Here is a 14,780-nt window from a genome sequence, read left to right as displayed (position 1 = left end):
TAGCGCGGTCAATGCGTTTCATCGGCGCCCGGCCGGGACAGCGTAAACGAAAACGTCGTGCCCCGCCCCGGCTCGGATTCGACGAAGATGCGGCCGCCGTGGTGCTCGACGATCCGCTTGCAGAGCGCGAGCCCAAGCCCCGTTCCCGGATATTCGCGCCGCGTATGCAGGCGCTGGAAGATCAGGAAGATGCGCTCGAAATACTGCGGATCGATCCCGATGCCGTTGTCCCGAACCCGGAACACCCATGCGTCGTCGCGCACATCCGCTTCCAGATGAATCTGCGCGACGCGATCCTTGCTGCGGAACTTGATCGCATTGCCGATCAGGTTCTGCAACAGCAGCACGAGCTGGGCCGCAATGCCGTGAACGACCGGCAACCGGTCATGCGTGATCTGCGCGCCGGATTCGCGAATCGCCGCGCTCAGGTTGCGCAGCGCCTCGTCGAGCGCGCGCTCGCCATCGACCGGCTGGCGCGCGTCCTCGAGCCGCCCGACGCGCGAATAGCTGAGCAGGTCGTCGATCAGAGACTGCATTCTCGTCGCACCGTCGACCGCGTGGCCGATGAACTCGTCGGCCCGCGCGTCGAGCTGGCCCTGATATCGCCGCTGCAGCAGTTGCAGCGGCCCCGCGACCGCGCGCAGCGGCTCCTGCAGATCGTGAGACGCGACGTAGGCGAACTGCTCGAGATCCTGATTCGAGCGCGCAAGCTCCTCGCTTCTGCGGCGCAGCTCGAGTTCCGCGCGCTTGCGCGCGGTGATGTCGGCGATCGAGCACAGCACGAACGCGCCCTCCGACGTCGTGATCGGATTCAGGCCGATTTCGACCGGAAATTCGCCGCCGTCGCGGCGCAAGCCGAAAAGGTCGCGCCCCTCGCCCATCGGCCGCGCGTCCGGCTTGCCGAAGAACGCGCCGCGGTACGCCGAATGCCCGGCACGAAAACGCTCGGGCACCAGCATGTCGATGCCGTGCCCGATCATGTCGCCGCGCGCGTAGCCGAACAATTTTTCGGCCTGCGAATTGACGAGCACGATCCTGCCGTCGCGCCCCACCATGATCATCGCGTTCGGGGCGGCCTCGACGGCGAGCCGGAACCGCTCCTCGGCCCGCTCGCGCTCCGACACGTCGCGCACGACGAGCACCGCGCCGACGAGCTTGCCCTTCGCGTCGAAGGTCGGCGCGGCATTGCCGTCCACCGGCAGCTCCCGGCCGCTGCGATCGACGAAGCGCGAGTGGGCGGGCAAGGTCGCGGTGCGTTTGCGCTCGACCGCGACGCGCGCCGGATTGTCGATCACGCGTTGCGTCGCCGCGTGCCGGAAAGTCAGCACCTGCTCGATCGGCTGGCCCACGGCGGCAGCGGCGGCGAGCGAGGTCATCTGCTCGGCCACCCGGTTGAAGAACGTGATGCGGCCGCCGACGTCCGTCGCGATCACGCCGTCGCCGATGCTCGCGAGCGTCACGTGCAGCAGTTCGCGCTGCTCGAAAAGATCGTGGGCCGCGGCCGCCTCGACGAGCAGCAGGCGGCGCATCACGTAGCCGAACGATACGCACACGACGAGCGTGAGCAGCCCGGACGCGAGCCCCACGCCGATGGCGATGTCGCGCGTCGCCCTCGCGCGATCGCGCAGCACGCTCAATTGCTGCTGGACGGTCGTCTCCATTTCGTTGACCATCGCCCGCGCGAGGTCCATGAAGATCTTGCCCGCATCGCTCGAGACGATCGCTTCCGCCGCGTCGAATCCCTCGGTCTTGCGAAGCTCGATCGTCACCGCGAGCTCTTTCTGCTTTTTCTCGAGCAGCGTGCGCAGCGTCGCGAGCCGCCGCTGCTGGACGGCGTCGTCCTGAACGAGCGGCACGAGCGCATCGAACTGTTTGCGGACTTCGGGCAAGGCCGCTTCGTAAGGCTGAAGATAATCCGGCTTGCCGGTGAGGATGTAGCCGCGCTGCCCCGTCTCCATGTCGCGGGCCAACGACAGCAGCCGTTCGAGACCCGATATCACTTCGCTCGCGCGATGGACGTCCGCCTCGCTGTCGAACAGGCGGGCCGTGCCGAGCGCGCCGATGCCCGCCGTCAGCAGCAGCAGCACGGCGGCGGTCCACAAGCCGAAGTCGATCCAGCGCGACGCTTTTTTCCCCAATCGCCTGATGCCCGAGGTCATCTCGACTCCCCCGAGGTGTCTTTGCCAGAAAGCCATTCGCAAGCTCGATCGCGGGATGCGGACGCCCGCCGCGCTCGCGGCGCGCCGATGCGGGTTCCGGACCGTTCCCGCGCCGCGCGCGGCGCGCGCCGTCCGGCCGGCGGATGCGGCGTCTTCCGGTTCGGGCGCGCGCCGGCGGCCGTTGCGCGCCCAGGTGAAAGCGCCGGCCGCGCGAGCGACACGCTCGGCGCGCCGGCGCAATGGGCGAATGATGTCTGGAGATTAGGCGACGGACACCACCGCCGCAACCTTCGATGGCCACATGGCGCCGCCCGGACGGGCGACGCAGGCGAAACGTCCGGCTTGCATCGGCGCGGCGCGCGGCCGGCCGCGGCGATGCGCGGCTGGCCGCGCGAAACGCGACGAATGGATGGACGGCGATCGATCGGATCGAGCCGAGCCGAGCCGCCAGCGGCGACGCCGCCCTCGGGATCGCCCGCTCAATGCGCGGGCTCGTGCGCCCAGCTTCCTTCGATGTCGATGTCGCTCTTGACCGAGTTCGCGAGATAGCAAGCGTCGTGCGCCGCGTGGTGCAGCGCATCGACTTCGTCGCGCGTCGGCGCGCGCTCGCCGCCGAACGTCACGTGCGGCTTCAGCACGACGCGCGTCATCACTTCCTGGCCCTGCACGTTCTTCGCCATCGTGCCTTCGGCAACGTCGCGATAGCCGGTCACGACGAGCTTCTTCTGCGCGGCGAGCGACAGGAACCATAGCATGTGGCAGCTCGACAGCGCCGCGACGAACGCCTCTTCCGGATCGACTGCCGCCGGATCGGAAAACGGCACGCGCACCACGTGCGGCGAACTCGACGCCGGCACGCGAACGCCGCCGTCGAAGCGCCACTCGTGCTTCCTGCTGTAGCGGTTGTCCGCAAACGTCTCGCCTTCCTGCTTCTGCCACGCCACTTCGGCCGTGTAGGTCGACATCGCTTCTCCCTGGTGTGTTCGCGTCGCAATGGTCGTTCGTCAGATCGGCGTCAGCACCGGCTGCCCCGCGAAGTGGCGCGCCGCGTTCTCGAGGAACTGGCGCACCGAGCGCTCGAGCGCCTCAGGCGACCAGCCGCCCAAGTGCGGCGTCAGCACGACGTTGTCGAGCGCCACGAGCGCGCGCGGCGGCTGAGGCTCCCCTTCGTAGACGTCGAGCCCCGCGCCCGCGACGCGGCCCGCGCGCAACGCGTCGGCGAGCGCCGCCGTGTCGACGACGCTGCCGCGCGACACGTTGACGAGAAAGCCGCGCTCGCCGAGCGCGTCGAGGACGCGCGCGTCGATCAGATGCCGCGTCGCCGCGCCGCCCGGCGTCGCGACGACGAGAAAGTCCGCCCAGCGCGCGAGCGCGTGGAGTTCGGCGAAATAGCGGTACGCCGCGCCTTCGCGCGGCCGGCGGTTGTGATAGCCGATGTCGAGATCGAAGCCCGCCGCGCGGCGCGCGATCTTCTCGCCGATGTTGCCGAGCCCGACGATCCCGAGCCGCTTGCCGGACACGTTCGGCGGCATCGGCAGCGCATCGCGCCACACGCCCGCGCGGCACGCCGCGTCGAGCTTCGGCACGCCGCGCACCGCGGCGAGCAGCAGCGCGAACGCGTGATCGGCAACGCAATCGTCGTTCGTGCCCGCGCCGTTGACGACGACGACGCCGCGCGAGCGCGCATCGTCGAGCGCGATGTTCTCGTAGCCGACGCCGAGCGCGGCGATGAATTCCAGCTTCGGCAGGCGCGCGATCTCGTCGGCGAAGAGGCCGACCGTGCCGTTCGTCAGCACCGCCCGCACGGCGGCGCCGCGCTCGGCGATCGCTGCGCGGCGCTGGTCGGGCGTGGGGGCGTGGAGGACGTCGAATGCGTCGGCAACTTGCGCGTGCGCGTGGTCGCGCAGCGGGATCAGCACGAGCAGTTGGGGCTTCATGGCGGGCGTCGGCGGAAGGAACGTTGACGCCAGTGTAACAACGGAACGCGCCGAACGCGTCGCCCCGCCGGAAAGCCCTGTTCGGCGAGCGGGCTCGGCCGGGCTCGATTGGGCTCGACTGGGCGCGGGACCTGCGCCGTGACGGCCCGAGATCGCGGCGAGCGGCGGGACGCGCGCTCACGCGTCCTCGGGCGGATGCGCTTCGAGCCACGCGACGATCTGCTGCTCGGCCTGCAGCGGCGTCACGGTTTCGCCCGTCGCGAGCACTTCGTACCGGTAGGGATCGGAGCCGTCGAGGTTGTCCGGCTCCGGCTGCGCGATCGTCCAGCGCCAGTCGATCCGGTCGGCGATCGGCGACGGCGCGCCCTCGATGCTGCATCGGCAACCGTCGATTTCCGCGACAAATCCGGTGTGGGTCGGTTCAAAACTCGCAAACACGGCGGCTCCCGTCGATGTACGCCGCGGCGCGGCAGGGTGGCGAGTATCTCACGATCGCGCCGCCCGCCCTGCCGCGCGCGCACGCGACCGGCTGTTGCACGCTGTCACGCATCGTTGCATTTTCGATGGGCCGCGCGCGCGTCGCCACGTGCGCCAACCCCAAGGATAGTCAGGAGCGGAAATGAAAACGACCGCGATTCTCTCGGCACTCGCCGCCGGTCTGTGCTTCTCGATCAGCAGCTTCGCGCAAGCGCCGGCGAGCGCGCCCGCCGGCACGACCGGCCAGGTGTGGGTAAACACCGACACGAAGGTGTACCACTGCGCGGCCGACAAGCGCTACGGCAAGACCCAGCACGGCGAGTACATGCCGGAAGCGGCCGCAAGGGCGCAGGGCTTCCGCGCGTCGCACGGCAAGGCGTGCTCGTGACGCGCGGCCCGGCGAGGCCGGCGCGCGGCGGCGATCGCGCACGCCCGTTCAGCCGCGCGCGGCCGCCTCCCGCGCGGCCGCGCGCCACGCCGCATGATCGGCGCGCGTCCAGTCGAGCTCGACACCGACCCGCTTCGTCCCCGGCCGGATCTTCGGCTTGTGCAGCGCGAGCGTCAGCGCGTCGAGCGCCGGCCACTCGTCGAACGACAGCACGGCGATCTCGAGCGCGAGCGTCTCGAGCAGGCGCGTATGCGGCTTGTGCGCAAGGAACGACGCGAGCCGCGCGCAATACGCGTCGTAGTCGATCCAGCCGTCGCCGCCCGCCTCCGACGGCTCGCGCCGATAGGCGAGCCGCGCGTCGATCACGACGGGCTGCGGCGCCGCGTGCTCGTGCGGGTGAATGCCGATGCGCGCCGGCACCTTCAGCGCGTCGACGAACACGCTCCAGCCGCGTCCGCGCGCCGGATCGAGCGCCGCGAACGGCCCTTCGGCGGGCTTCATCAGGCGAGCGGCATCGCCGCGTCGAGCATGATGCGGCAGAAGTAATCGGCGAAGCTGCGGCGCACGACGATGTCGAACGCCTCGTCGCCCATCGGCACGAGTGTGATCGACGCCTTGAAGTAATGGCTCTGCGCGCACTGCCCGACGCCGAACACGCGCGGGTGCAGATCGAGCGGACAGCCGCGCGCGAGCACGTCGCGCGCGCGCGCGCCGCTCGCCTCGACGACCGTGTAGCCGCTGCCGACGTCGACCGCCGCCGCATGGAGCCCCTGCACCGCTTGCGCAAGCTTTGCTTCGAGCGCGCCCGCCGCGACCGCGCCGTTCGAGCGCACGAGCCACTCGTCGGGGCCGAGCCACAGCACGTCGTGGTCCGCGCCGCGCGCGACGGTGTTCGGCTTCACGGGCGGCCGGCAGCCGACCACCTGCTCGAACGCGCGCACGAACGCGGAATCGTTCGGCTCGCCGCGCACGTTCACGAGATCGAGGAACGGCCGCTCGCGGAACCGGAATGCCTTCGAGCCGCGCGCGTCATACGCCTTCAGCGCGTCGCCCGCGCCGACGAGCGGCGATTCGAGCCGCGCGCCGCCTTGCGCGTGCACCGCCACCGAAGCTTCGTTTCTCGTTTCATTCCACATGTTGACGTACCCCTTCGGTGTCGTAGAAAACCGGGCTCGAAATCGTCGCGGCGACGCGCCGCCCGTTCGCGAGCGAGACCGCGACGCGCTCGCCCATCCTGCTCAACCCGCCCTTCACGACCGCGAGCGCGATCGAGCGCTTCAGGATCGGGCTGTAATAGCTCGACGTCACGTGGCCGAGCATCGGCGTCGTGCCGTCCGCGCGCGCGGCCGCATCGACCTCGACGATCTGGCCGCCTTCCGGCAGCACGTATTGCGCGTCGTCGGTCAGCAGGCCGACGAACTGCTTGCGGCCGCTCTTCGCGGTATCGGCGCGCGCGAGCGACCGGCGGCCGAGGAAGTCCTTCGATTTCGCGACGAGCCCGCCCATGCCGAGATCGAACGGCGTGATCGATCCGTCGGTATCCTGACCGACGATGATGTAGCCCTTCTCCGCGCGCAGCACGTGCATCGTCTCGGTGCCGTATGGCGTGATGTCGAACTCCGCGCCCGCTTCCATCAGCGCTTCCCACACCGCGCGGCCCGCGTTCGCCGGCACGTTCACTTCGTATGCGAGCTCGCCCGAGAAGCTGATGCGCATCACGCGCGACTTCACGCCGGCGACCGTGCCGTCGCGATAGCTCATGAACGGGAACGCGTCGTTCGCGAAGTCGATGTCCTTGCACACCTTCTGCACGACCTTGCGGCTCTTCGGCCCGACCACCGCGAACGTCGCCCAGTGATCGGTGACGGACGCGAGGCGCACCGACATGTCCGGCCATTCCGTCTGCAGCCAGCGCTCGAGCCACGTGAGCACGCGCGCGGCGCCGCCCGTCGTCGTCGTCATCATGAAGTGCTGCTCGCCGAGGCGCACCGTCACGCCGTCGTCGAACACCATCCCGTTCTCGTCGAGCATCAGCCCGTAGCGGCACTTGCCGACTTCGAGCTTGTTCCACGGATTCGTGTAGACCCAGTTCAGCAGCTTCACCGCATCCGGGCCCTGGATGTCGATCTTGCCGAGCGTCGACGCATCGAGGATGCCGACGCCGTTGCGCACCGCGAGGCATTCGCGCTTCACCGCCGCGTGCAGATCCTCGCCGCGCTTCGGGAAATACCACGGCCGCTTCCAGTTGCCGACGTCCTCGAACATCGCGCCGTGCTCGACGTGCCATTCGTGGACGCAGGTCTTGCGCACCGGGTCGAGGAAATCGCCGAGCTCGCGGCCCGCGAACGCGCCGAACGACACCGGCGTGTAGTTCGGGCGGAACGTCGTCGTGCCCGTCTCCGGAATCGTCTTGCCGAGCGCCTGCGCGAGAATCGCCATCCCGTTGATGTTGCCGAGCTTACCCTGATCGGTGCCGAAGCCCATCGCCGTGTAGCGCTTCACGTGCTCGACCGACTCGAAGCCTTCTCGCGCGGCGAGCAGGATATCGGCCGCGCCGACGTCGTTCTGGAAGTCGACGAACTGCTTCGGACCGCGAACCGCCGCTGCGGCACCGCTCGCGAGCCACAACGGCAGCAGCGCGTCCTCGACCGCCTCGGCGACCTTCGGCACGGGCGGCCGCTCGGCGGCGAAGCCCGTCGACTTCGCCGCGGCGACGCCCGCGTCGACCGCGAGCCGCAGCGCGCGCGACAGCTCGAACTCGCCCGCCGCCGCGCCGACGCTCGCTTCCGCCTGCACCGGCTTGCCGGGCACGAAGCACGCCTTGTCGTCGTTCCAGTGCGCCTTGCCGCCCGACTGCGCGAACAGGTGCAGCACCGGGCTGAAGCCGCCCGACATCGCGACGAGATCGCACGGCAGCGTCGCGATCCTGCCGCCCGACTTGCCGCTCGCGTATGACGCGACGTCGACCGACGCGACCCGCAGCCCGCCCGCCGCGCTCGACACGACCGCGCCGCTCATCACCGTGATGCCGTTGCGCTTCGCGACCGCGGGGAGTGCGCCGCGCGTCGACGCGCGCGCGTCGACGACCGTCACCTTCGCGCCGCACGCCTTCAGGTCGAGCGCGCACTGATAGCCGCGATCGTTGTTCGTCGCGACGACCGCGACGCGCCCCGGCAGCACACCGTAGCGATGGATGTACGTCGACACGGCCGACGCGGTCATCACGCCCGGCAGATCGTTGTTGCCGAACACGAGCGGCCGCTCGTGCGCGCCCGCGGCGAGGATCACGCGCTTCGCGCGCACCTTCCAGATCATCTCGCGCGTGCCCTTGCGCATCGACACCGGCAGATGATCGGTGAGCCGCTGCACGACGGTCACGAGGTTGTGATCCTGATAGCCGAACGCGGTGCTGCGCGTGAGGATCTTCACGTCGGGCAGCTTCGCGAGCGCCGCCTCGATCTTCTCGACCCATTGCAGCGCCGGCTTGCCGTCGATCTCCGCGCGGGCTGCGAGCAGGCTGCCGCCCAGTTCGCGCTGATCGTCGACGAGGATCACGCGCGCGCCGTTCGCGGCCGCCGCATGCGCGGCCGCGAGCCCCGTCGGGCCGCCGCCGACGACGAGCACGTCGCAGTGCGCGTAGCACTTGTCGTAGCGGTCGGCGTCGAGCGTGTCGGGCGCCTTGCCGAGGCCCGCCGCCTCGCGGATCTTCTCTTCGTACTTCGGCCACAGGTTGCGCGGCCACATGAACGTCTTGTAGTAGAAGCCCGCCGGCAAAAAGCGCGCGAACTTCTGCATCACCGCCATCCGGTCGTGCTCGAGCGACGGCTTCGCGTTCACGCTCGTCGCGACGAGCCCCTGATACAGCTCGATCTCGGTCGCGCGCGCGTTCGGCACCGTATGCGCACCGGTTTCGAGCTGCACGACGGCGTTCGGCTCGTCGACGCCCGCCGTCACGATTCCGCGCGGGCGGTGATACTTGAAGCTGCGCGCGACGAAGTGCACGCCGTTCGCGAGCAGCGCCGACGCGAGCGTGTCGCCCTGGAAGCCCTGATACGTGCGGCCGTTGAACGTGAAGGTGAGCGGCTGTGCGCGGTTGATGCGCCCGCCTGCGCCGAGTCGGTCTTTCTGGCTCATTTGCTCGTGTCCTTTGCTGCGTCGGCGGCGGCGCCGAACGTTTCGTAGCCCTGGAATTCGTAGGTGACGGTATCGCGCTGCGCGACGAACCAGCGGCGGCAGCCCTGCGTGTGCAGCCATTGCTCTCGATGCGCGCCTCGCGGGTTCCTGCGCATGAACACGTAGTCGCCCCATTCGCGGTCGGACAGCGTGTCGGTATCGAGCGGTCGCGCGATGTCGGCTTCGCCGCCGCAACTGAATTCGGATTCGGCGCGCGGGCCGCACCACGGACATTCGATCAGCAACATGTTCGTTCTCCTTTGTCGACCAGAGTTAGCGCTTTAGCGCTTACTCTGGTCCCATGCTTTGCGGTCGACCAGAGTTAGCGCTTTAGCGCTTACTCTGGTCCCATGCTTTGCGGTCGACCAGAGTTAGCGCTTCAGCGCTTTACTCCAGCCCCATGCACGCCAGTGCGCGGTGGTTGTCGGTCAGTGCGCGACGGCGGCCGCGCCGTGCTCGTCGATCAGGTGGCCGGTGTAGAAGCGCTCGAGCGCGAACGGCGCGTTCAGCTCGTGCGGCGCGTCGCGCGCGATCGTGTGCGCGAACACCCAGCCCGAGCCCGGCGTCGCCTTGAAGCCGCCCGTGCCCCAGCCGCAGTTGAAATACAGGCCCTTCACGTCGGTCTTGCTGATGATCGGGCACGCGTCCGGCGACACGTCGACGATCCCGCCCCACTGGCGGTTCATCCGCACGCGCGAGAACACCGGGAACATCTCGATGATCGCCTGCAGCGTGCCCTCGATGATCTGGAAGCTGCCGCGCTGGCCGAAGCCCGTGTATTGATCGATGCCCGCGCCGATCACGAGGTCGCCCTTGTCGGACTGGCTGATGTACGCGTGCACCGCGTTCGACATCACGACCGTGTTGACGACCGGCTTGATCGGCTCGGACACGAGCGCCTGCAGCGGATGGCTTTCGAGCGGCAGCCGCACGCCCGCCATGTCGGCGAGCGTCGTCGTGTTGCCGGCCGCCACCACCGCGACCTTCTTCGCCTTGATGAAGCCCTTGACCGTATCGACGCCGACCACCGCGCCGCCTTCGCGCCGGATGCCCGTCACCTGGCAGTTCTGGATGATGTCGACGCCCGCGCGGTCCGCGCCGCGCGCGAAGCCCCAGGCCACCGCGTCGTGGCGAGCCACGCCGCCGCGCCGCTGGATCGACGCGCCGAGCACCGGGTAGCGGCTGTTCAGGTTGATCGTCGGCTCGAGCTCCTTGATCTGCGCGGGCGTGAGGAACTCGGCGTCGACGCCGTTCAGCCGGTTCGCGTTCACGCGGCGCTCGGTGTCGCGCACGTCCTGCAGCGTATGCGCGAGGTTCATCACGCCGCGCTGGCTGAACATCACGTTGTAGTTCAGGTCCTGCGCGAGGCCTTCCCACAGCTTCATCGCCTTTTCGTAGAGCGCGGCGGATTCGTCCCACAGGTAGTTCGAGCGCACGATCGTCGTGTTGCGCGCGGTGTTGCCGCCGCCGATCCAGCCTTTCTCGAGCACCGCGACGTTCGTGATTCCGTGCTCCTTCGCGAGGTAGTACGCGGTCGCGAGGCCGTGCCCGCCGCCGCCGACGATCACGACGTCGTATTCGCGCTTCGGCTCCGGGCTCTTCCACTGCTTTTCCCAGTTCTCGTGATACGACAGGCCGTTGCGGAACAGGCTGAATATCGAGTAGCGGCTCATGTTGATGGACCTTTCGTTAACATTCGATGACGTTCACGGCGAGGCCGCCGCGCGACGTTTCCTTGTATTTCGTCTTCATGTCGGCGCCCGTCTCGCGCATCGTCTTGATGACGGAATCGAGCGACACGTAGTGCTGGCCGTCGCCCTTGAGCGCGATGCGCGACGCGTTGAGCGCCTTGATCGCGCCCATCGCGTTGCGCTCGATGCACGGAATCTGCACGAGGCCGCCGACGGGGTCGCACGTCATCCCGAGGTTGTGCTCCATGCCGATCTCGGCCGCGTTCTCGACCTGGCCGGGCGTGCCGCCCATCACCGCGGCGAGCGCGGCGGCGGCCATCGAGCACGCGACGCCGACCTCGCCCTGGCAGCCCACCTCCGCGCCGGAGATCGACGCGGTTTCCTTGTAGATGATGCCGATCGCGGCGGCGGTCAGCAGGAAGTCGGCGATCCCCGCCTCGTTCGAGCCCGGCACGAACTTCACGTAGTAGTGGAGAACGGCCGGAATCACGCCCGCCGCGCCGTTCGTCGGCGCGGTGACGACACGCCCGCCCGCCGCGTTCTCCTCGTTGACCGCCATCGCGTAGAGGTTCACCCAGTCGAGCATCGACAGCGGATCGCGCAGCGATTCCTCCGACCGGCTGCGCAGCCGCGTGTGGAGCTCGGCCGCGCGGCGCTTCACGCGCATCGGGCCGGGCAGCTCGCCGTCGACCTTGCAGCCGCGCTCGACGCACGCGGCCATCGTCTTCCAGATCGCGACGAGGCCAGCGCGCACTTCGTCGGCGGGGCGCAGCGCGCATTCGTTGCGCAGCGTGAGCTCGGCGATCGACAGGCCGCTCGCGCGGCACGCGCGCATCAGGTCGTCGCCGGTGCGAAACGGATACGGCACGTCAGTTGCCGCGCGCGCGCCGTTCACGCGATCGCCGTCGCGGTTCACGACGAAGCCGCCGCCGACCGAGTAATACTCTTTCTCGACGAGCAACTGGCCGTGCTCGTCGAACGCCTGGAAGCGCATGCCGTTCGGATGGACGACGCCCGTGCCGCTCATCAGCTTGCGATAGAAGCCGATGTCGTCCTTTTCGTCGAAGCGGATGCTGCGCTTGCCGAGCAGCGCGAGCGACTTCTCCGCGCGAATCGCCTTCAGGCGGGGCTCGATCAGATCGGGATCGATCAGGTCGGGCAAATGCCCTTCGAGGCCGAGCAGCACCGCCTTGTCGGTGCCGTGGCCCTTGCCCGTCGCGCCGAGCGAGCCGTACAGCTCGGCCCGCACGCGGCGCACGAAGCCGAGCAGGTTCGCATCCTCGACGTGCGACGCGAACCGGCGCGCGGCGATCATCGGGCCGACCGTGTGCGAGCTCGACGGACCGATGCCGATCTTGAACAGATCGAAAACGCTGACGTTCATCTGGCTGCCCTTGCGTAGCGATGCTGGGTTGACGTTGGACGTCAGTACATCAAAGCGTAAAATCCGCCGATAGAACAAAAGCGGCATCGGCGTGGGACGCCGCCGCCAACCGCCGCGACAGACGGCCATGCCGTGCGTTTCGGCGATGGTTCGCGGCGAAAAAACACAAGTTCCGCGCAGCCCGATCGGCGACGCTCGCAGTACGGACTGCGCGGCGGCCCGCCCGTCGGACGCCCGCGGGCCGGAGACACGCCGGGCCGCGCCCCGGCCAACCGACGATTTAGCAGACATGACCGCCGACGTACCCGCCTCGCCCCTCGCCGCCGATTCCGCGCAGCCGCGCCTGCGCTTCGGGATCGTGCTGCTGCCGAACTTCACGCTGACCGCGTTCTCGGGGTTCGTCGACATGCTGCGGCTGTCCGCCGACGACGGCGACCACAGCAAGCCCGTGCGCTGCTCGTGGACCGTGATCGGCGACACGCTCGCGCCCGTGCGCGCGAGCTGCGGAATCCAGTTGACGCCGTGGCAGACGTTCGACGCAGCCGACGCGTTCGACTACGTGGTCGTCGTGGGCGGCCTGCTGCATTCGGGGCCACAGGCCGGGCCGCAGACGCTCGAATTCATCCGCCGCGCGGCCGCGGCGGGCGCGAACCTCGTCGGGATCTGCACGGGCGCATTCGCGCTGATGCGCGCGGGCGTGCTCGACGGGCACCGCGTATGCGTGAGCTGGTTCCACTACTGGGATTTCATCGAGCGTTTTCCGAACGCCGATCCGGATCTGCTGATCGCCGATCGGCTGTTCGTGATCGACCGGCGGCGGATCACGTGCTCGGGCGGGCGGGCGTCGATCGACGTCGCCGCGGCGATCCTGCTGCGCCACTTCGATCATGCGACGGTGCAAAAGGCGCTGCGAATCCTGCTCGTCGGCGAGATGCAGAAAGGCAACGCGCCGCAGCCGCACCCGCCGGGGCTCGAGCCCGCGACGCATCCGAAGGTCAAGCGCGCGATCCTGCTGATGGAACAGCACGTCGGGCGCGCGCTGCCGCTCGACGAACTCGCGTGCAAGCTCGACCTGTCGACGCGGCAGCTCGAGCGGCTGTTCAAGGCCCAGACGGGCAAGAGCCCGCAGGCGTTCGCCAAGCAGGTGCGGCTGCGCACGGCCGCGTGGCTCTTGACGAGCTCGGACCGCACCGTCGCCGACATCGCGTCGAGCTGCGGGTTCGCCGACGCGTCGCACCTCGGGCGCGAGTTCCGCAAGCAGTTCGGCGCGCCGCCCGCGGCTTACCGCGAGAAAGGCGGCGCGGCGGGCGGCGCGGACGCAGCGATCGCGCGCACGGCCGACGACGCGCAGATGGATTGGGGAGCGGATTCAGGGGCGGATTCGGAAGAGGATGCCGATGCGGGCGCATCCGGCAGCGGCATCGACGCCGGCTGAGCGTGTCGCGCTCATCGCGATGTTCCGGCGCGGCTTCGGCGTGACGCCGGCGCGGCGAGCAGGAGGGTTTCCTTGTACTGGCTGCCGACGGGGTCGAGATATTCGAGGCCGTCGGCGGTCGCGAACTGCCAGTCGCAGAAATACAGCGCGCAGCGGCCGGCACGCTCGCCGCTCGCGGGCGCGAGACCGTCCGGCAAGTATGCGGCGGCGGCCGCGGCGAGCGGCGCGTCCTGAATGCCAGTGACGGGCGATGTCGGCGTTGATCGCGCCCGGCATCAAGACTCGCGCGTGAACTTGCCGACGTCGATGCCGAGCTCGTTCGCCATGTATTCGACGAACGTGCGCAGTTGCGCGAGCTCCGCCGTCAACGCCTTCTGCTCGGCCTTCAGCGCCTCGAACTCCGACGGCGGCACCGCGTCGTCGTGCGCGCCGCGCGCGGGCGCTTCAGGCGCGACGTCGCCGCACAGCAGATGCAGCCACCGGCTCTCGCGCTCGCCCGGCGCGCGCGAGAGCTTGACGACGAGCGGCGGCGTGCGCGCGGCGAGCTCGTCGAGAAACGCCTCGACCGACGAGATGTCGGCGAAGCCGTGCAGGCGCGCGCTGTTCAGCCGCAGCTCCGCCGCCGTCTGCGAACCGCGCAGCAGCAGCATCGTCAGCAGCGCGGCCGCCTGGCTCGGGATGCCGAGCACGCGATTCATGTTGTGCTCGAAGCGCGGCACGCGGCTGCTGCTGCCTTCCGACGCGAGGCTCAGGCGCTTCAGGCCGTCGATCGCCGTCAGCACCTCGGCCTCCGACACGTTCATCACTGGCGAGCGAGCGGTCTTCTGGTTGCAGCCGGCCGTCAGCGCGTTGAGCGACAGCGGATAGGTATCCGGAACCGTGTGCTGCTTCTCGATCAATACGCCGAGCACGCGCGCCTCGAGCGGCGTCAGCGCGCGAAGGGGCGGGCGTTGGAAAGCGTCGGGAGTGGAATTCATGGGCGATGTCGCTGCGGGGTGCTCGTGTGTTGGAGTCGGATCGCGCGCGCCGGGCGCAGGCCCGCGAGCGCATCCAATGATAGCCGGGCTCGACGCTTCGGGTAATACCCGCTTGCTTCGTTGCGACGGGACAAGACGCGGCGGATCGACGGGACGGCC

General features: G+C 69.3%; 14 protein-coding genes. 2 read left to right on the top strand and 12 right to left on the bottom strand.

Going from position 1 to position 14,780, the window contains the following annotated elements; genetic code table 11:
* Window positions 1-8: 8 nt before the first annotated feature.
* The 4 genes from WS92_RS07615 to WS92_RS07600 form a co-directional block, all read right to left on the bottom strand.
* Entirely contained in the window at window positions 9-2,159 is a 2,151-nt protein-coding gene (locus WS92_RS07615; protein ID WP_059931876.1) for a sensor histidine kinase, read from the bottom strand.
* Window positions 2,160-2,638: 479 nt separating this feature from the next.
* Window positions 2,639-3,124, bottom strand: coding sequence for an OsmC family protein (locus tag WS92_RS07610; protein WP_059931856.1), 486 nt, complete (start codon window positions 3,122-3,124; stop codon window positions 2,639-2,641).
* Window positions 3,125-3,163: 39 nt separating this feature from the next.
* Window positions 3,164-4,096: a 2-hydroxyacid dehydrogenase gene (locus WS92_RS07605; protein ID WP_059931854.1), complete on the bottom strand. Its 933-nt coding sequence runs from the start codon at window positions 4,094-4,096 to the stop codon at window positions 3,164-3,166.
* 177 nt (window positions 4,097-4,273) lie between these two features.
* The gene (locus tag WS92_RS07600) at window positions 4,274-4,534 is read right to left on the bottom strand and encodes a hypothetical protein (RefSeq protein ID WP_006028757.1); all 261 of its coding nucleotides are present in this window, start codon (window positions 4,532-4,534) and stop codon (window positions 4,274-4,276) included.
* 181 nt (window positions 4,535-4,715) lie between these two features.
* Between WS92_RS07600 and WS92_RS34405 the strand changes: the two genes are divergently transcribed.
* Window positions 4,716-4,961 (top strand): hypothetical protein, encoded by a 246-nt coding sequence (locus tag WS92_RS34405; protein WP_059931852.1) that lies wholly within the window; start codon window positions 4,716-4,718, stop codon window positions 4,959-4,961.
* 48 nt (window positions 4,962-5,009) lie between these two features.
* Here WS92_RS34405 and WS92_RS07590 read toward each other — a convergent pair whose 3' ends face one another.
* The 6 genes from WS92_RS07590 to WS92_RS07565 form a co-directional block, all read right to left on the bottom strand.
* Window positions 5,010-5,462 (bottom strand): dihydroneopterin aldolase, encoded by a 453-nt coding sequence (locus WS92_RS07590; protein ID WP_006028758.1) that lies wholly within the window; start codon window positions 5,460-5,462, stop codon window positions 5,010-5,012.
* Window positions 5,462-6,097: a sarcosine oxidase subunit gamma gene (locus WS92_RS07585; protein ID WP_059931850.1), complete on the bottom strand. Its 636-nt coding sequence runs from the start codon at window positions 6,095-6,097 to the stop codon at window positions 5,462-5,464. The genes WS92_RS07590 and WS92_RS07585 overlap by 1 nt, the downstream gene beginning before the upstream one ends.
* On the bottom strand, window positions 6,087-9,095 hold the full coding sequence (locus WS92_RS07580) for a sarcosine oxidase subunit alpha family protein (protein ID WP_061083822.1): 3,009 nt from the start codon (window positions 9,093-9,095) through the stop codon (window positions 6,087-6,089). The genes WS92_RS07585 and WS92_RS07580 overlap by 11 nt, the downstream gene beginning before the upstream one ends.
* Window positions 9,092-9,382: a sarcosine oxidase subunit delta gene (locus tag WS92_RS07575; protein WP_015604087.1), complete on the bottom strand. Its 291-nt coding sequence runs from the start codon at window positions 9,380-9,382 to the stop codon at window positions 9,092-9,094. Before WS92_RS07575 ends, WS92_RS07580 begins: the two co-directional genes overlap by 4 nt.
* A 180-nt stretch (window positions 9,383-9,562) precedes the next feature.
* Entirely contained in the window at window positions 9,563-10,807 is a 1,245-nt protein-coding gene (locus tag WS92_RS07570) for a sarcosine oxidase subunit beta family protein (RefSeq protein WP_009915279.1), read from the bottom strand.
* A 16-nt stretch (window positions 10,808-10,823) separates the two neighbouring features.
* The gene (locus tag WS92_RS07565) at window positions 10,824-12,209 is read right to left on the bottom strand and encodes an L-serine ammonia-lyase (RefSeq protein WP_015603843.1); all 1,386 of its coding nucleotides are present in this window, start codon (window positions 12,207-12,209) and stop codon (window positions 10,824-10,826) included.
* 289 nt (window positions 12,210-12,498) lie between these two features.
* Between WS92_RS07565 and WS92_RS07560 the strand changes: the two genes are divergently transcribed.
* Window positions 12,499-13,644 (top strand): GlxA family transcriptional regulator, encoded by a 1,146-nt coding sequence (locus WS92_RS07560; RefSeq protein ID WP_059931846.1) that lies wholly within the window; start codon window positions 12,499-12,501, stop codon window positions 13,642-13,644.
* An 11-nt stretch (window positions 13,645-13,655) separates the two neighbouring features.
* Here the strand turns inward: WS92_RS07560 and WS92_RS07555 are convergent, their stop codons facing one another.
* Window positions 13,656-13,841, bottom strand: coding sequence for a hypothetical protein (locus WS92_RS07555; RefSeq protein WP_059931844.1), 186 nt, complete (start codon window positions 13,839-13,841; stop codon window positions 13,656-13,658).
* 78 nt (window positions 13,842-13,919) lie between these two features.
* Entirely contained in the window at window positions 13,920-14,621 is a 702-nt protein-coding gene (locus WS92_RS07550) for a YceH family protein (RefSeq protein WP_059931842.1), read from the bottom strand.
* Window positions 14,622-14,780 lie beyond the last annotated feature (159 nt).

The sequence above is a fragment of the Burkholderia sp. MSMB1588 genome (assembly GCF_001546925.1).
Lineage (GTDB): Bacteria > Pseudomonadota > Gammaproteobacteria > Burkholderiales > Burkholderiaceae > Burkholderia > Burkholderia humptydooensis.
This window is presented reverse-complemented; position numbering and strand designations above follow the sequence as displayed.